Consider the following 17,132-nt stretch of genomic DNA (forward strand, 5'->3'; position numbering starts at 1 on the left):
GTCACGATGACCGGATGACGACGCCCAACCCACCCGATGAGGCGCTCGCCGGCTACCCCGTCACACCACCACCGCTGCCCGGCCCGGTCACCTTCGACCAACAGTGGAGTGACCTGAAGTTCCTGCATTGGCCGGTCGAACCCGGCACCGTCGCGCACCTGTACCCACCGGGGACGCGTCCCGACGTTTTCGCCGACGGGCTGACCTACGTGGCGCTAGTCCCGTTCCTGATGACCGCCACCAAAGTCGATACCGCGCTGCCCCTTCCGTACTTCGGCCGCTTCGCCGAGACCAACGTGCGGCTGTATTCGATCGACGACGCCGGGTGCCACGGCGTCCTGTTCCGGTCGCTGGAAACCGCGCGGCTGGCCGTCGTTCCCGTCACCCGGATCGGTCTGGGCGTGCCCTACAGCTGGGCGAGGATGCGGGTGATTCGCGACGGCAACTGCCTCAGCTATGACAACGTGCGCCGGTGGCCGCACCGCGGCCTGTGCAGTCGGCTGACCATCGCCGTCGGCGACCCGGTGGCGCCGACTCCGCTGGAGGTCTGGCTCACCGCCCGGTGGGGCGCGCACACCCGTCGGGCGGGCCGGACGTGGTGGGTGCCCAACGAGCACGGGCCGTGGCCGTTGCGCGCGGCGCGCGTCCTCGAGCTGCGTGACGAGCTGGTCGATGCCGGCGGGGTACCGCACGCCGGCGACCGATTGCGGGGCTGTATTCACCGGGTGTGCGAACCCGGTTCGGTCGCCCCTGCGTGGTTCGGTGACGGGCCCTCACGGGACGGTGTAGCCGCCGTCGATGACGACGTCGGAACCGGTCATGTAGCTGGACGCGTCGCTGGCCAGGTAGAGGTAGAGGCCGACGAGTTCCTCGGGCCGGCCGATGCGGCCGAGCGGGATCTTGGGCTCCCACAGCCGGTGATACTCCACCATCGGTTCGACGAGCTCGGTGAGGATGTAGCCCGGGCTGACGCTGTTCACCCGGATGTTGTGCGGCGCAAGCTCGACCGCCAACGCCTTGGTCAACTGGATGACCGCGGCCTTGGAGGTGCAGTAGTGGCCGGCCGGCTGCGGGATGTTGATGATGTGGCCCGACATCGAGGCCGTGGTGATGATGGCGCCGCCGCGGCCCTGGTCGACCATCGCGCGGGCCGCGGCCTGCGCGGTGAAAAATACGCCGTTCACGTTGGTGTCCTGGATGGCCTGGAATTCCTCCGGCGACATGTCCAGCATCGCCTTGAGATTGATGATCCCGGCGTTGCAGACGGCGATGTCGAGGCTGCCCAGCTCCGCAACCACTTGGTCGACCATTCGGTTGACCTGATCGGGTCGGGTGACGTCACAGGGGATCGGCAAGACCCGGCCGCCGGCCGGGGCGAGCTCGGCGGCGACCATGTCGAGGGCCTCGGAATGGCGCACCGCGATGGCCACTTGTGCACCGGCCTGCAGGTACGCCTCCGCCACTTTCTTGCCGATACCGGTGGACGCCCCGGTCACCAGGGCCGTCCTACCGCGCAGCTCAAGCAAGTCCAGCACGCTCATTCGATATCCCTATCGCGACGGGCCACCAAAAACCAGAACACGTTCTAGCGTGTCCGCTATGGGCAAGTTCAGCCGGGCCGAAATCGAGCAAGCCGTCGCGCACTACACGGCCGTGGCGGAGGGGTGCAGCGCTTCCGGCTGGGCGCCGTTCGCGGACTTATTCACCGAGGACGTCGTCGACATCGAACACCATTACGGTGTGTTCCACGGCCGCGAAGCGGTGCGGGACTGGATCGTCGCCGTGATGGCCCCGTTCCCGCACATGCGCTTTCCCAGCGACTGGATCGCCTACGACGACGACAACGACGCCGTCGTCATGATGATCAAGAATCTGCTCGACCACCCGACCGACCCGAACGGCGAGCCGTTCTGGTTCCCGAACTGGACCCGGCTGGTCTACGCCGGCAACGGCTTGTTCTCCAGCGAGGAAGACATCTACAACCCGAACCGCGATGCGCCGGGTGCGGTCGCCGCCTGGATGGAGGCGGGTGGTCAGTTCGCGTCGACGGAGTTCCTGCAACCCAACGCCCACTAGGCAGACGAGAGGTCCGGCGCTCGCTTGCGGCGACGTGACCGGACCGCGGCCAGCGCCTGATCCCAGGCGATCATCGTCGTCGCCTTGAGGTTGGCCGGCTTGGCGCTGTCTTTCGAAAGCAGCGCGGTGGCAGCGGCTTTCGTGGTTGCCGACGCCTTCGACATGTGACCGGAGTCGAACGGCGGGTGCGGGTCGTATTCGATCGCCAGCTGGATCGCCCTGGCGCGGCCCGCGCCGCCGATCTCACCGGCCAGCCAGAACGCCAGGTCGAGGCCCGCCGACACTCCGGCGCTCGTGACGACGTTGTCGTGGCGCACCACTCGCTCGTCGCTGACCGGAATGGCGCCGAAACCCTTCAGCATGGGGATGGCCAGCCAGTGCGACGTCGCCCGCCGGCCCTCGAGCAGGCCGGGCCGCGCCCAGGATCACCGAGCCCGAACACACCGACGCCTTCCAGCTCGCGGTCCGGTGCGCCGCACGCAGCCAGTCCAGCAACACCTCGTCGTGTGCGTGCACCGGAGTCGACGGGCCGCCGGGCACGAGAATGATGTCGGGAGAAGAGGTTTCGGACAGCGAATGCGTGGCTGCGATGAGCAACACACCGGAGTCGGCGGTGATCGGCCCGGGTTCGTGCCAGACGAATCGCACCTCGGCGCCCGGCAGGTTGCGCAGCACCTCGTACGGGCCGATCATGTCCAGCCCGGTGAATCCGGGGTAGGCCACGAAGGCGATCTGGGTCATCGGTGCGGTCCTCCTCTACTAGGCGAACGTCTTGCGGTACTGGTCCGGCGAGACCCCGATACGACGAATAAAGTTGCGCCGCATAGTTTCCGCGGTGCCGAAACCGCACCGGGCCGCGATCGCGGCGACGGTGTCGTCGGTCTCTTCCAACTGGCGGCGCGCGGCTTCGGTGCGGACGCGTTCGACGTATTGGCCCGGCGCCTCGCCGACCTCGTCGGTGAACACCCGGGTGAAATGGCGCGGGCTCATCGTCGCGCGGCGGGCCAAATCGCCGATGCTGTGCGCGGCGCCGGGTTGCGCCTCGATGGCCTCCTGCACCTCGCGAATGCAGCTGCGCTTGGCCCGCGGAATCCACACCGGCGCCGCGAATTGCGTCTGCCCGCCGGGGCGGCGCAAATAGAGCACCATCCAGCGGGCGACGGTCTGCGCGGTTTCGGTGCCGTGGTCGTCCTCGACCAGCGACAGCGCCAGATCGATGCCGGCGGCGACGCCCGCGGCCGTCCAGACGCGGTCGGAACTGCGCACGAAGATCGGGTCGGGATCGACCTCGACGGCCGGGAACTGGTTGGCCAGGCGCTCGGCGAAGGCCCAGTGCGTAGTCACCCGGCAGCCGTCCAGCAGTCCCGTCTCCGCGGCAAGGAAGGCGCCCGTGCACACGGTGACGACGCGGCGCGCGCTGGCCGCGGCGGCTTTGATCCAGGCCACCAGGGCGGCGTCTTGCCGAGCCGCGTCGACGCCGCCACCGCCGGGCAGCACGATCGTGTCGATCCCGTCGGCCGGCTGCGGCAGCGGCCTGCCGACGAACGCGAGGCCGGTCGCGGTGGTGATCGGCCGGCCGTCCGTCGAGGCCACGACGACGTCGTAGCCGCCACCGGTCAGCAGCGCCGCGCCGGTGAACACGTCGTGCGGCCCGACCACGTCGAGTGCCTGGACACCCGGAAAGCCGACGATAACCACCTTGCGAACCATGGATTCAGTGTTGGCCGCGCCGATGCATGGCGTCTAGGCTTAGTACCCCACGAATCAGGACATCGGACCTGACCCCGGGCCGCGTATCCGGCCTTGGCAGACTGTGCTCATGGCACAGATAACGCTGCGTGGAAATGCGATCAACACCGTCGGCGAGCTTCCCGCCGTCGGATCGACAGCCCCGGCCTTCAACCTGACCGGCACCGACCTGAGCCCGGTCACCAGCGACCAGTTCGGCGGTAAGCCCGTGCTGCTGAACATCTTTCCGTCCATCGACACCCCGGTGTGCGCGACCAGCGTGCGGACATTCAACGGGCGTGCCGCCGCGGCCGGTGTGACCGTGGTGTGCGTGTCGAAGGACCTGCCGTTCGCGCAGAAGCGGTTCTGCGGCACGGAGGGCATCGAGAACGTGACCACGGCGTCGGCGTTCCGGGACAGCTTCGGCGAGGACTACGGCATCACGATCGCCGACGGCCCGATGGCGGGGCTGCTCGGCCGGGCGGTCGTGGTAATCGGCGCCGACGGCAACGTCGCCTACGCGCAGCTGGTGCCCGAGATCGCCGAAGAGCCCGACTACGACGCGGCGCTCGCAGCGCTGTCATAACCCGAGCAGCCGGACCGTTTCGGCCCACATCTCGACCTTGCGCACCTTCCCGGTGACGGTCATCGGGAACTCGTCGACGATATGGACGTAGCGGAGAATCTTGTAGTGCGCGAGCTTCCCGGCGCAGAAGCCCCGGACGGCGTCGGCGTCCAACGGCCGGCGGTCGGGGCGCATCTTGATCCAGGCACAAATCTCCTCGCCGTACTTGGCGTCGGGAACCCCGACGACCTGCACGTCGTCGATGTCGGGATGGGTGTGCAGGAAGTCCTCGATCTCGCGGGGATAGCCGTTTTCGCCGCCGCAGATGACGACGTCCTTGATGCGCCCGACGATCGCGCAATAGCTGTCGTCGCGCATCACCGCGAGATCGCCGGTGTGCATCCAGCCGTCGTCGTCGATCACGTCGCCGGTTTTGTCGTCATCGTGCCAGTAGCCAAGCATCACCGGTCGGAGGTCTTGAAGGCCGTCGCGGACACCAACAGCCTCGTCTGCGAATCGCGCAGCACATGCGCCAACTCGTGGGTGCGGTACGCGGGGTTGACCGAGACGAGAATCGCCCCGATCTTGGCCGTGGCGTACTGCAGGATGGTCCATTCCGGGCAGTTGGGCGACCAGATCCCGACGCGGTCCCCGGGTTGGATGCCGACGGCCATCAAAGCGCGTGCTACGCAGTCGATCTCGGCGTTGAGTTCGGCGTAGGTCCACCGGCGGCGGCCGGCCACATCGACAAGCGCCGGGCTCCGAGAAGCCCTGGCACCAGCGATCTTCGCCGGTGAGGATCCGCGGCAGGAAATGCTTCTTTTGGGCTTCGGACCCCAGCGCGATCAGCGTATTGCCCAGCAGATCGATGCCCAGTAGGTCGTTTTCGGCCCGATCTGGGGCACCGGCCCGGGCGAACTCCGCGGCCAGCACGACCTGCTCGATGGGGGACAAGCCACCCCCGCCGTACTGCGTCGGCCACGAGACGGCGCCAGGCCATTGGTCAAAAGGGCCCTGCGCCAGCGCAATCCGAACGCTTCCCGCTCGGCCGCCGGCAGCGCCCCGGGCCCGGACCAGCCGGGTGGGAGGTGTTCGGCCAGGAAGGCGCGAATCCGGTACCGGAAAGCCTGCGCTTCGGGCGGGTAGGTGATGTCCACGGATGCCTTCTCAGGGGTGGTGCTTGGACGCGGGTAAGATCTCCGGCGCTGCTCGCCAGTCGTCGAGTCCGTACTCGACCGTTCCGTAAGACAGCTTTCCGCCGGTGATTTCACCCCAGTGGGTGATTGAGCTGGTGGATCTTGAAACATCCGTCCAACGCCGTGGTGAATCCCATCGCATCGACGGTCTGGTTCACCGACTCCTTGATCAGTAGCGCCGCCATCGTGGGCATTTTGGCAATTCGGCGCGCGAAGTCGATTGTGCTGGAAGCTAATTCCTCTACCGCAAACACCTTGCTGACCATGCCCAGGGCGTGGGCTTCGTCGGCTCCGATGCAGTCGCCGGTCAGCAGCAGCTTCTTCGATTTGCGCGGGCCGAACTCCCATGGATGGCCGAAATACTCGACCCCGCACATGCCCAGGCGGGTGCCGACCACGTCGGCGAACACGGTGTCCTCGCTCGCCACGATCAGGTCGCAGCACCAGGCCAACATCAGGCCCGCCGACAGCACCGTGCCGTGGACCGAAGCGATGGTGATCTTGCGCAGGTTGCGCCACCGCTTCGTGTTTTCGAAGTAGTAATGCCACTCCTGACGGTTGCGGGACTCCACCCCACCAAACGTCGCGCCGTTGCACTGGTAGGTGGGGTGTTGCCCCGGGCCCGGCGAGCGTTCCCGGACATCGTCGGCGGACCCGAGGTCGTGGCCCGCCGAGAACGCGGGCCCCGCCGCCCGCAGGATCACGACCCGGACCGCGTCGTCAGCCTCGGCGATGGCGAAGGCGGCGTCCAGCTCGACCAGCATGCCACGCGTCTGCGCGTTGCGCTGTTTGGGGTGATCCAGGGTGATCGCGGCGATCCGGCCGTCGTCGAATGTCTCGTATCCGATGAAGTCGAAGTGCGGCGCGGAACTCGCCCGGCGACCGACCGGATGGAGTCCGTTGACGTCCATGGCGCCTCCATTTACCGCTAACCGCGCGCTGGAACGGTGACCTGAGCGAGGTTACGCGGCAATCCCACAAGATGTCCATAGATAATACGCGATTAGACAAGTCATACTATCGTTACATTCGCATGCAAATTGGCTCTTGTGTGGAACGAAGTATCTTGCTAGTACTGTGGTATACCTACAGCAGCAGGCGCGGCTGACGAGAAACTCAGAAGGGTTGCCCCCATGGAGATCGGAATATTCCTGATGCCGGCCCATCCACCGGAGCGGAGTCTCTACGACGCCACCCAATGAGACCTCGACATGATCGAACTGGCCGATCAACTCGGGTACGTCGAAGCGTGGGTCGGGGAGCATTTCACCGTGTCCTGGGAGCCGATCTGCGCCCCCGACCTGCTGTTGGCGGAGGCGCTGCTACGGACGAAGTCCATCAAGCTTGCGCCCGGCGCGCATCTGCTGCCGTACCATCACCCGGTCGAATTAGCCGATCGGGTGGCCTATTTCGACCACCTTGCGCAGGGCCGATTCATGCTGGGCGTGGGGGCCAGCGGGATCCCCGGCGACTGGGCGCTGTACGACGTGGACGGCAAGAACGGCGAGCATCGCGAGATGACCCGGGAAGCGCTGGAAATCATGCTGCACATCTGGACCGAGGACGAACCCTGGGAACACCGCGGAAAGTACTGGAACGCCAATGGAATCGCGCCGATGTTCGAGGGCCTGATGAAGCGTCACATCAAGCCGTTCCAGAAACCGCATCCCCCGATCGGCGTCACCGGGTTCAGCGCGGGCTCCGAGACGCTTAAGCTGGCCGGCGAGCGCGGCTACCTGCCGATGAGCCTCGACCTCAACACCGAATACGTGGCGACACACTGGGATGCGGTGCTGGAAGGCGCCGAACGCGGTGGCCGCACCCCCGACCGTCGTGATTGGCGCTTGGTTCGTGAGGTTTTCGTCGCCGAGACCGACGAGCAGGCCTTCCGTCACGCCGTCGACGGAAGGATGGGACGTGCCATGCGCGAATATGTGCTGCCGACATTCCGCATGTTCGGCATAACCAAGTTCTACAAGCACCATCCCTCGGTGGCCGACGACGACGTGACGGCGGAATACCTGGCCGAGAACACCTTCGTGGTCGGCTCGGTGGACACGGTGGTCGACAAACTCGAAGCCACCTACGACCAGGTCGGCGGATTCGGCCACCTGCTGGTGCTCGGATTCGACTACAGCGACAACCCGGGGCCGTGGAACGAGTCACTGCGGCTGCTGGCCGAAGAAGTGATGCCCCGGCTCAACGCGCGCATTGCCAAGAAGCCCGTCGCGGCGATCGTCTAGCGATCCTGGTCGGAAGGGCGAACCAATGGCGGATCGCGAAGTCACCGTCGGGTATTCGGACGGAACGCACAAAACGATGCCGGTGCGGGCCGACCAGACCGTTGTGGATGCCGCCGAGGAACACGGCGTGGCGATCGTCAGCGAATGCCAAAGCGGAATCTGTGGCACTTGCGTCGCCACCTGCACGGCCGGCCAGTACGAAATGGGTCGCACCGAAGGCCTGTCTGACGTGGAGCGGGATGCGCGAAAGATCCTCACCTGCCAGACGTTTGCCACCTCCGATTGCCGGATCGAACTGCAGTATCCGGCCGACGACAACGCGGCGCGCCTGACAGCCTGCGACGGTGTGGTGACCGGGGTCGACATGACGTCGCCCAGCACCGCAATGCTGCGGGTAAAGGTGTCACCGAAGGCCGGGGCGCTGAGTTACCAGGCGGGCCAGTTCGCCCAACTTCAGGTGCCGGGCACCAACACCTGGCGCAACTACTCCTACGCCCATCCCGCCGACGGAAGCGGGGAGCTGGAATTCATCATCCGGCTGCTGCCGGACGGCGTGATGTCGAACTATCTGCGCGACCGCGCTAGGTCCGGTGACCATATCGCCATGCGATGCAGTAAAGGCACTTTCGGCCTGCGCCCCGTCGTTCGGCCGGTAGTCCTGGTCGCCGGCGGCACCGGCCTGTCGGCGATCCTCGCGATGGCGCAGAGCCTGCCCGCCGATACCGCCCATCCCGTCTCTGTGCTCTACGGCGTGACCTCCAGCGAAGACCTGTGCAAGCTCGACGAACTCGACGCGCTGGCCGAGCGGGTGCCCGCCGTGCAGGTGCACGTCATCGTCGCGCAACCGAACCCGGGCTGGAACGGACCGACCGGCCTTGTCACCGATCTGCTGAACGAGGCAATGCTGTCCGGCGGCGATGCCGACGTCTATCTGTGTGGTCCGGCCCGGATGGTCGAAGCCACCCGAACTTGGCTGGACAGCAACGGGTTCCATCGCGTCGGTCTTTACTACGAGAAGTTCGTCCCCAGTGGAGCGGCGCGGCGCCGCAGTCCCGTTCACCTCGATCACGCCGCCATCGACATCGCCGATGTCCGCAGGCGTGGTCGTGGGACCGCGGTGGTCATCGGCGGCAGCATTGCGGGGATCGCCGCGGCGAAGGTGCTCACCGAGACCTTCGACCGCGTCATCGTGCTGGAAAAAGACGATCCGCATCGCCGTCGCGAGGGCAGGCCCGGCGCTGCCCAGGGCTGGCATCTGCACCACCTGTTGACGACGGGCCAGATCGAGCTGGAGCGATTCTTCCCCGGCATCGTCGACGACATGGTGCGCGAGGGCGTCTTCAAGGTCGACACGGCGGCTCACTACCGAATTCGCTTGGGCGGCAGCTGGAAGAAGCCCGGCACCAGCGACATCGAAATTGTCTGTGCGGGACGGCCGTTACTGGAATGGTGCGTACGACGTCGCCTTGACGACGAGCCGCGGATCGACTTCCGCTACGAGTCGGAAGTCGGCGACCTGGTCTACGATCGCGCCAACAACGCGATCGTCGGGGTTGCCGTCGGCAAGGACGGCGATTTCGAGGTGGTGCCCGCCGAATTCGTCGTCGACGCATCCGGCAAGAACACCCGGGTCCCGGATTTCCTGGACCGCATCAGCATCGGTGCTCCCGAGGTCGAGCAGGACATCATCAACTGCTTCTATTCGACGATGCAGCACCGGGTTCCGCCGGAGCGGCAGTGGCAGGACAAGGTCATGGTGATCTGCTACGCGTACCGCCCCTACGAGGACACCTACGCCGCGCAGTACTACACCGACAGCACTCGCACCATCCTGTCCACCTCCCTGGTGGCCTACAACTGTTACTCGCCGCCACGCATCGCCCGGGAGTTCCGCGAATTCGCCGACCTGATGCCCTCGCCGGTGGTCGGAGAGAACATCGACGGGCTGGAACCGGCCTCGCCGATCTATAACTTCCGTTATCCGAACCATGCTCTGGTTGCACTACGAGCGCAAGCGGCACCTGCCGCGGGCGCTGCTGGCCGTCGGCGATGCCTACACCAGCGCCGACCCGGTGTCCGGCCTGGGGATGAGCCTGGCGCTCAAGGAAGTTCGAGAAATGCAGCTGCTGCTGGCCAGATACGGCCCGGGCCATCACGATCTGCCGCGCCGCTACTACAAGTCGATCGCCAAGATGGCCCACTCGGCGTGGTTCGTGATCCGCGAACAGAATTTGCGGTTCGACTGGATGAAAGACGTGGACAAGAAGCGTCTCTTCTATTTCCGCATACTCACCTGGTACATGGATCGGCTGACGGGATTGGTGCACGACGACCTCGACACCTATCGCGAGTTCCTGGCCGTCCTGCACCTCGTCAAACCACCGCTGGCGCTGATGACGCCCGGAATCGCCGGCCGCGTCATCAGCAAGTGGGCGCGGACGCGCTTGTCGGGCCAACAGACGCTGATCGTCCGCAACTACGAAAATCGCATGGTGCCCCTGGTCGACACCGCGAACCCGCTTGTGGCCGTGGGTAGTTCGGCTCCCAGCCATACCCGTTAGATCCTGGACAAGAAAGGCGAAGATGTCGCAGGTTCACCGATTCTTGGACTGCCGGGGCACTCGGATCCATGCCGTGGAAGACGGCGAGGGCCCGCTGGTGGTGTTGCTGCACGGGTTTCCCGAATCCTGGTACTCGTGGCGTCATCAGATTCCCGTGTTGGCCGCCGCGGGCTATCGGGTGGTGGCAATCGACCAGCGCGGCTACGGGTGTTCGTCGAAGTACCGCGTCCAATCGGCCTACCGCATCAAGGAATTGGTCGGCGACGTCCTCGGCGTCATCGGCGCCTACCGTGCCGACAAGGCGGTCGTGATAGGTCATGACTGGGGTGCGCCGGTCGCGTGGACCTTCGCGTGGCTGCACCCGCACAGCTGCGCCGAGGTGGTCGGGATCAGCGTTCCGTTCGCGGGCCGCGGCGTGATCGGGTTGCCGGGCAGCCCTTTCGGCGAGCATCGTCCCAATGACTATCACGTCGAGCTCGCGGGCGAGAGCCGGGTCTGGTACCAGGACTACTTCTCCGCACAGGACGGCATCATCGCCGAAATCGAGGAGGATGTGCGCGGCTGGCTGCTGGGGCTGACCTACACGGTCTCCGGCGAGGGAATGATCGCCGCCACCAAGGCGGCGGTCGACGCCGGTGCCGATCTGGCATCGATGGACCCGATCGACGTGATTCGGGCCGGCCCGCTGTGCATGGCCGAACGCGCGAAACTCAAGGACGCCTTCATCTATCCGGAAACAATGCCGTCCTGGTTCACCAATGCCGATCTCGACTTCTACGCCGCCGAATTCGAACGGTCCGGCTTCGGCGGGCCGTTGAGCTTCTATCACAACATCGACAACGACTGGCACGACCTGGCCGACCAGGAAGGCAAACCGGTGACGCCGCCCGCCCTGTTCATCGGTGGCCAATACGACGTCGGCACCACCTGGGGCGCCGAGGCCCTCGAACGCGCGGCCGAGGTGATGCCGAATTACCGTGGGACCCACATGATCGCCGATGTCGGGCACTGGATTCAACAGGAGGCGCCCGAGGAGACCAACCGGCTGTTGCTCGATTTCCTGGCCGGGCTGGGTTCGTGAGAAGGGCGGGCCGGCGCGGATGAAAACCACCGATGTGCGCGTGCTGCGCGCGATCACCGCGATCGCCTCGGGCCAATCCGTTGTCGTCAAAGACGATTCGGACAGCGACGGTTATCTCGTCTTCGCCGCCGATGCCGCGACTGCGCCGCTGCTGGCCTTCATGGTTCGTCACACCTCCGGCTATGTGCGGGTCGCACTGCCGCAATCCGAATGCGAGCGGCTGAATCTCCTGCCGATGTGTCACCGGAATTCCGCGCTGTGCGTGTCGGTCAACGTGCGCGGGACGGGCACGGGAATCTCGGCAACGGATCGCGCCCGCACCGTCGCCGCGCTGGCCTCCGGCGCCGCTGCCGCTTCGGATTTCCATCGTCCTGGACACGTGGTCCCGCTGCGGACCGGCACGGACGGAGTGCTGGGTCGGCGGGGGGCCGCCGAGGCGGCCGTCGACCTCGCCGGTCTCGCCGGGCGACGGCGCGCGGCCACGCTGTGCGAGATCGTCTCGCGACGCAATCCCGCGCTGATGGCGCGCGGCGCCGAGTTGACGGAATTCGCTGTCCAACACGGGCTGCCCGTCGTCTCGATCGAGGAGCTGGTGGCGTATCGGCGGCGCACCGAGCCTCAAGTGACGCGTCTGACGCAAACCGTCCTGCCCACCTGGGCGGGTGATTCGCGTGTCATCGGTTTTCGCGACGCCCACCACGGTGGCGAGCATCTGGCGATGATCGTCGGCTCTGCCGGCGCCGGAGTGCCGGTACCGCTGCACGTCCACGTCGAATGCCTGACCGGGGATGTGTTCGGTTCGAAAGCGTGCCGTTGCGGCGGCGAGCTAAATGGCGCCCTGGCACGGATGTCGGCCCAGGGCAGCGGCGTGGTGATCTACCTGCGACCGCCCCGACCACCGCGGGCGTGCGGGCTGTTCGCCCGGCGTGCGGACCCGATGCAGGAGACCGTGGCGTGGATGCTGCGCGATCTGGGGCTGTATGCCCTCAAGCTCTTTGATGACACGCCCGGTTTTGGCCTGGTGATGTTCGGGGCGATTCGCGAACACGGCATCGGAAATACATTGGCGGCCGCGGGTTGAGCCATCCGGATCTGGTCGGCAAGGCCGCGATCGTCACCGGCGCCGGCGCCGGCATCGGCCTCGCGGTGGCGCAACGGCTCGCCGGCGAGGGTTGTCGCGTGCTGTGCGCGGACGTCGACGGCGCCGCGGCCGCCGTGGCCGCCGCCGAGATCGGCTCTGGCGCAATCGGGTACCGGGTCGACGTCAGCGTCGAGAAACAGGTCATCGGCATGGTAGAGGCCTGCGCGGCGTCGTTCGGCGGTGTGGACAAATTCGTCGCCAACGCCGGCGTCGTACACATGGCATCGCTGATCGACACCACCGTCGAGGACTTCGACCGCATCCTCGCGATCAACCTGCGCGGGGCGTGGCTGTGCACCAAACATGCCGCGCCCAAAATGATCGAGCGAGGCGGGGGAGCGATCGTGAACATGTCCTCGCTGGCCGGTCATATCGCGGTCGGCGGCACTGGGGCGTACGGCATGTCCAAGGCCGGCATCAGCCACCTCAGCCGGATCATCGCCGCGGAACTGCGTTCGTCCAACATCCGCGCCAACGCGCTGTTGCCGGCCTTCGTCGACACCCCGATGCAGCAGACCGCGATGACGATGTTCGACCAAGCACTCGGGCAGGGCGGCGCGCTCGAGATGATCGCCCGCCTGCAGGGGCGGATGGCCACACCGGCAGAGATGGCCGGCATCGTGGCGTTCCTGCTGTCCGACGATGCGTCGATGATCACCGGGACCACGCAGATTGCGGACGGCGGGACTATCGCCGCGCTGTGGTGATCTCACACCGCCAGACATAAACCACGTCGACGATCCGCGGCGTGTCGTGTATGTGATGTAAGTGTCGCGAGCCTAATCAGGCAGATTCGGACCGGCTGGTCAGAATCGACAGCGCGATCGCGGTGATTTCGTCGGCAACTCTGGCGTAACGGGTGAGATGCCAGGTGCGGGCGACATCTTCGATGAAGCTGATCGCCGCCGCAACCAGCAGCCGGGCCTCGACGACGCTGGTCTCGGGCACCATTTTGCGGATGAGCTCGATCCAGACGGCCTCGCGGTCGGCCTGGTTTCGCAGGTAAACGTCTCGCACCTCGTTCGAAGCGTGCGGCAGTTCGGTGACCGACACGGCAACCAGGTCCGGGGCGTCCAGGCTGATGCGGACGTGGCCCTCGACGAGTGCGCGCAGCCGTTGCACCGCTTCGGAATTCGCACGGATGGCCCGGATGCACTCGAGGCTTCGCCATTCGTCGAGGCGGCGGATCAGCGCGTCCAAGATGGCCTGCTTGGACGAAAAGGACCGATACAGACCGGGACCCGCGATCCCGGCCCCCTTGCCGATCTCGCTGGTGCTGACGGCCGGATAACCGTGTGCGCGGAACAGTCGGGCGCCCGCGGCGAGCAGGGTCTCGTAGCGGGAGAACAGTACGGCTTCGTCGTCGCGGGCAGCCTCGAGCAGACGCAACTCGCAGACCTCGGGGGTCTTCGACGCGGCCATACACGCTTGGTACAGACGCTTTTTGAGCTCTTCGGCGGGCAGCGTCAGGCTGTGCCGTCCGAGGCTGGTCAGCGTGCTGGATACCGCCCACGCCCGCAGTTCCGAATGCTGCGGGCTCAGACCGGGCACCTCGAGCAGGACATTGTCGCGCATACCCGCCACGATCGCGTTGATGCGCCGCCGGACCTCGGCCCGGTCGTCCTCGTTGACATAGCGGGACTCGCGTTGCCACAACACCGTCAACGATCGTGAGGCGATGGCCGCCGCGATCAAATCCGGAAGCTCGACGTTCAGGGGTCGCGGCGTCGGCTCGGCCTCGCCGTCGGTGAGGCGGCGCGCGCTCTGGTACTGGTCCTGGCCGGTACGGATCGCTTCGGCCAGCAACGCCTGCTTGTTGTCGTAGTGGCGGTACAACGCCCGCGCGGTCACTCCCGCGGCCTCGGCGATGTCCTCCAACTTGACCGAATGGAAGCCGCGGTCGATGAAAAGCCCGACGGCCTGGTCCAGAATCTGCTGCTTTCGGTCCTTCGGGCGGCGCCGCACGGGCTGGGCGATGGTCTCCACCGACTTCACCCCCTTACAGCTTCATTCCGCTCTGCTCCTCAAAGTCCGCAAGATCAAAGTAGTCGCTGAAGCGGGCGATCTTGCCATTCTTGACCTCGAACACGCCGGTGACCGGGAGCACGACCTTCCGGCCGTCGTTCATCGTGAAGCAGTCGACACGTTCGACCAGCACCAGACCGGACTCGGCGGCCAGGGTGCGGATGTCGAGCTTGGCGTCGGAGAACGCGTCCAGAAACGCCTGAAAGACCGCGGATACCGGTGATTCCCTCGATCGGCTCCACCGGCACATTGTGATAGACCGCGTCGTCGGCAAAGCCGGCGCAGATGCTGTCCAGGCTGCGCGCCTGCCACGACCCCAGAAAGTCTCGGACAACTTTCTCGCTGGCTTCCCTTGTGTCGCTCATGCGAACGGCTCCTTTTCGTCAGACTATCAAAATACATCTTGTCGCATCAATCGCGCTACCACACAACATTTGATGCGTTGCTATTAGGGCCTTCAACGTATCGCTTATAGACATAGTCGCAGCCGCGCGGTTGCCGCGGCACCGCGCCTCCCTCCTTCGGGTCACCAAGACTTCCCGTTTGGGGTCTGACCATGGCAGCGCCACGGTGATTGCATGCCAATCATGAGTTTCTTCACGGATTCCAGTGAGATCGACAAATACATCGGGGGAGTATTTCGCGAGGCGGGAGACCACCCGCAGTCCGGGCCCAAGTTCCGCGCTGCCAATATCGTGCTGCGGATCGTCTATACCGATCCGGCCTACGAACTCACTGTGGCGCTGCGCGACGATTTCCAAGCCATCTGCGGCCCAAGCGATCTGAAGCCCGACGTGACGATGACGATGCCCGCCGACGTGGCGGACCGCTTTTGGCGCGGTGACTACAACCTGACCGTCGGCCTGGCCTAGGGCCAGGTCAAGGCCAAGGGGCAGATCGGCAAGATATTGGGGCTCATCCCGCTGACCAAACCGCTGTTTCCGATGTACCGAGCCAAGATCGCCGAAAAGGACCGCGCCGTGGCCCCGGAAAGTGGTGACCGGTGAGCGTCCCGCATCACCCGATGTTGATCGGTGGCCGGCCGGTCGACTCCGGACAGCGGATGCACATCATCAACCCCGGCGACGAGGAGCTGGTCGCGACAGTCGCGCAAGGCGATGAGTCACATATCGATGTGGCGGTCGCCGCCGCCAAGACCGCCTTCGAGCGGGGCACCTGGTCACGCGCGACACCGCAAGATCGCGCCGAAGTAATGCGCCGGATCGCGGCCGCGGCGCATCAGGCCAGCGACGAGCTGATCGAATTGGAGATGGCGTGCAACGACGCCACGATCCGGCTGGCCACCGGATTTCACATCGGGTACGCGCTGAGCCACTTCAACTACTTCGCCGACCTCGCCGAGAGCTACGCGTGGCAGCGGCCGGCGTCGGTAGAGACATTCCCGGTGCTCAGTCAAAGCGTCGTGCACCGCGACCCCATCGGTGTGGTCGGCGCCATTACCCCGTGGAATTTCCCTCTGCTGCTGACCATTTGGAAGATCGGGCCGGCGCTCGCGGCCGGCAACAGCGTCGTCGTCAAGCCCGACGAACACACCCCGCTGTCGATACTCGAGTTCGCCCACATCGCCGAACGCAACGGCCTGCCGGCTGGCGTACTCAACGTGGTGCCGGGAGAAGGCCGCGTCGCCGGAGCCCGGCTCGCGTCGCATCCCGACGTGGGCAAGATCGCGTTCACCGGCTCCACCGCGGTCGGGCGCGAAATCATGCGGCTGGCCTCGGGCACGGTCAAACAGGTGACACTCGAGCTCGGGGGCAAGGGGCCGTCGGTTGTGCTCGACGACGCCGACCTCGATCTGGCCGTCGACGGAGTGCTCTACGGCTGTTTCGCCTACTCGGGCCAGATCTGCGAGTCCGGAACTCGTGCACTGGTTCCCGCGGCACTGCACGATGAGTTCGTCGACCGTCTCGTCACCCGGGCAAAGACGATCGTCGTCGGTCCGACCCGCGACTGGGACACCGATCTCGGTCCGGTGATCGACGCGGCGCAGCGCCAGCGCATCCTGAGCTACATCGACGACGCGCGGGCGGCCGGAGCCACCGTCGCGCTCGGCGGTGAACCGATCACCGGCGGATCGTTTGACAAGGGGTTTTGGCTTGCGCCAACGATTCTCACCGGCGTCTCGAACGACATGACGATCGCCCGCGAAGAAGTATTCGGCCCGGTACTGGTGGTAATCGGCTACCACGGCGACGAACACGCCATCGAGATCGCCAACGACAGCGATTACGGTCTGGCCGCCAGCATCTGGACCTCCGACAACGCCCGGGGATTGGCGATGGCCGAACGGATTAGGGCCGGCAGCGTGTGGATCAACGATGCGCACCAGATCAATTGCAAGCTTCCGTTCGGCGGCTACAAACAGAGCGGCATCGGACGCGAACTGGGCCCGACGCTCTCGATGCCTACACGGAGGTCAAGACGGTGCACCTGGATCTGTCCGGCGGACGCGAGGCGAAGCCCTACGACGTCTTACTCGGAAATGCCTGAATATCAGC

The 17,132-nt window shown here is 65.9% G+C and carries 12 protein-coding genes and 8 pseudogenes; 10 read left to right on the plus strand and 10 right to left on the minus strand.

All coding sequences use genetic code 11. From position 1 onward, the window contains the following. Nucleotides 1-14: 14 nt before the first annotated feature. Nucleotides 15-766, plus strand: a pseudogene (locus tag T428_RS32075) (YqjF family protein). A 7-nt stretch (nucleotides 767-773) separates the two neighbouring features. Here the strand turns inward: T428_RS32075 and T428_RS0115285 are convergent. After that, nucleotides 774-1,541: an SDR family oxidoreductase gene (locus T428_RS0115285; protein ID WP_025737169.1), complete on the minus strand. Its 768-nt coding sequence runs from the start codon at nucleotides 1,539-1,541 to the stop codon at nucleotides 774-776. A 58-nt stretch (nucleotides 1,542-1,599) separates the two neighbouring features. On the opposite strand from T428_RS0115285, the gene T428_RS0115290 reads away from it, so the two are divergent. Then, on the plus strand, nucleotides 1,600-2,076 hold the full coding sequence (locus T428_RS0115290) for a nuclear transport factor 2 family protein (RefSeq protein ID WP_025737170.1): 477 nt from the start codon (nucleotides 1,600-1,602) through the stop codon (nucleotides 2,074-2,076). Here T428_RS0115290 and T428_RS32830 read toward each other — a convergent pair. From T428_RS32830 to T428_RS0115300, 3 genes are read right to left on the minus strand one after another with little or no spacing between them, the layout of a single operon-like run. Then, nucleotides 2,073-2,438 (minus strand): type 1 glutamine amidotransferase family protein, encoded by a 366-nt coding sequence (locus T428_RS32830; protein WP_156942967.1) that lies wholly within the window; start codon nucleotides 2,436-2,438, stop codon nucleotides 2,073-2,075. The two genes, T428_RS0115290 and T428_RS32830, sit on opposite strands and share 4 nt — an antisense overlap. Further along, the gene (locus tag T428_RS28440) at nucleotides 2,320-2,817 is read right to left on the minus strand and encodes a DJ-1/PfpI family protein (protein WP_156942968.1); all 498 of its coding nucleotides are present in this window, start codon (nucleotides 2,815-2,817) and stop codon (nucleotides 2,320-2,322) included. Before T428_RS28440 ends, T428_RS32830 begins: the two co-directional genes overlap by 119 nt. An 18-nt stretch (nucleotides 2,818-2,835) precedes the next feature. After that, entirely contained in the window at nucleotides 2,836-3,786 is a 951-nt protein-coding gene (locus T428_RS0115300) for a GlxA family transcriptional regulator (RefSeq protein ID WP_025737171.1), read from the minus strand. 109 nt (nucleotides 3,787-3,895) lie between these two features. Here T428_RS0115300 and tpx point away from each other — a divergent pair, with 109 nt between their 5' ends. After that, nucleotides 3,896-4,390, plus strand: coding sequence for a thiol peroxidase (gene tpx / locus T428_RS0115305; protein ID WP_025737172.1), 495 nt, complete (start codon nucleotides 3,896-3,898; stop codon nucleotides 4,388-4,390). Here tpx and T428_RS36125 read toward each other — a convergent pair. From T428_RS36125 to T428_RS28445, 4 genes and pseudogenes are all read right to left on the minus strand, one after another. Then, a pseudogene (locus T428_RS36125) lies at nucleotides 4,385-4,834 on the minus strand (AMP-binding enzyme); the annotation flags it as partial. The gene tpx and the pseudogene T428_RS36125 sit on opposite strands and share 6 nt — an antisense overlap. Then, a complete protein-coding gene (locus tag T428_RS36130) occupies nucleotides 4,831-5,112 on the minus strand; it encodes an AMP-binding protein (protein ID WP_025737174.1) in 282 nt (93 codons plus the stop codon). The gene T428_RS36130 and the pseudogene T428_RS36125, both read right to left, overlap by 4 nt. Nucleotides 5,113-5,119: 7 nt before the next feature. Then, nucleotides 5,120-5,526 (minus strand): annotated as a pseudogene (locus T428_RS32085) (acyl-CoA dehydrogenase family protein); the annotation flags it as partial. A gap of 10 nt (nucleotides 5,527-5,536) precedes the next feature. Further along, nucleotides 5,537-6,476 (minus strand): annotated as a pseudogene (locus T428_RS28445) (enoyl-CoA hydratase). A 222-nt stretch (nucleotides 6,477-6,698) separates the two neighbouring features. Here T428_RS28445 and T428_RS28450 point away from each other — a divergent pair. The 5 genes and pseudogenes from T428_RS28450 to T428_RS0115345 all read left to right on the plus strand — a co-directional run bounded on the left by T428_RS28450 (nucleotide 6,699) and on the right by T428_RS0115345 (nucleotide 13,298). After that, nucleotides 6,699-7,808 (plus strand): annotated as a pseudogene (locus T428_RS28450) (LLM class flavin-dependent oxidoreductase). Between the two features lie 25 nt (nucleotides 7,809-7,833). After that, nucleotides 7,834-10,369, plus strand: a pseudogene (locus T428_RS28455) (FAD-binding oxidoreductase). Nucleotides 10,370-10,391: 22 nt separating this feature from the next. Then, nucleotides 10,392-11,450 carry an alpha/beta fold hydrolase gene (locus tag T428_RS0115335; RefSeq protein ID WP_025737176.1) on the plus strand — a complete coding sequence of 353 codons (1,059 nt, stop codon included), beginning with the start codon at nucleotides 10,392-10,394 and terminating at the stop codon, nucleotides 11,448-11,450. Nucleotides 11,451-11,469: 19 nt separating this feature from the next. Beyond that, nucleotides 11,470-12,531, plus strand: coding sequence for a 3,4-dihydroxy-2-butanone-4-phosphate synthase (locus tag T428_RS0115340; protein WP_025737177.1), 1,062 nt, complete (start codon nucleotides 11,470-11,472; stop codon nucleotides 12,529-12,531). Then, complete coding sequence (locus tag T428_RS0115345; RefSeq protein ID WP_025737178.1) at nucleotides 12,528-13,298, plus strand: SDR family oxidoreductase; 771 nt, start codon at nucleotides 12,528-12,530, stop codon at nucleotides 13,296-13,298. The genes T428_RS0115340 and T428_RS0115345 overlap by 4 nt, the downstream gene beginning before the upstream one ends. A gap of 76 nt (nucleotides 13,299-13,374) precedes the next feature. On the opposite strand, the gene T428_RS0115350 is transcribed toward T428_RS0115345, so the two are convergent. Together T428_RS0115350 and T428_RS28460 are read right to left on the minus strand one after the other, a co-directional pair. After that, complete coding sequence (locus T428_RS0115350; RefSeq protein WP_025737179.1) at nucleotides 13,375-14,577, minus strand: TetR/AcrR family transcriptional regulator; 1,203 nt, start codon at nucleotides 14,575-14,577, stop codon at nucleotides 13,375-13,377. 13 nt (nucleotides 14,578-14,590) lie between these two features. Further along, on the minus strand, nucleotides 14,591-14,866 hold the full coding sequence (locus T428_RS28460; RefSeq protein ID WP_245604932.1) for a limonene-1,2-epoxide hydrolase family protein: 276 nt from the start codon (nucleotides 14,864-14,866) through the stop codon (nucleotides 14,591-14,593). Between the two features lie 337 nt (nucleotides 14,867-15,203). Between T428_RS28460 and T428_RS28465 the strand changes: the two are divergent. Further along, nucleotides 15,204-15,623: pseudogene (locus T428_RS28465) on the plus strand (hypothetical protein). A 17-nt stretch (nucleotides 15,624-15,640) separates the two neighbouring features. Beyond that, nucleotides 15,641-17,124, plus strand: a pseudogene (locus T428_RS28470) (aldehyde dehydrogenase family protein). The last annotated feature ends 8 nt before the right edge of the window (nucleotides 17,125-17,132 follow it).

The sequence above is a fragment of the Mycobacterium genavense ATCC 51234 genome (assembly GCF_000526915.1).
GTDB classification, from domain to species: Bacteria; Actinomycetota; Actinomycetes; order Mycobacteriales; family Mycobacteriaceae; genus Mycobacterium; species Mycobacterium genavense.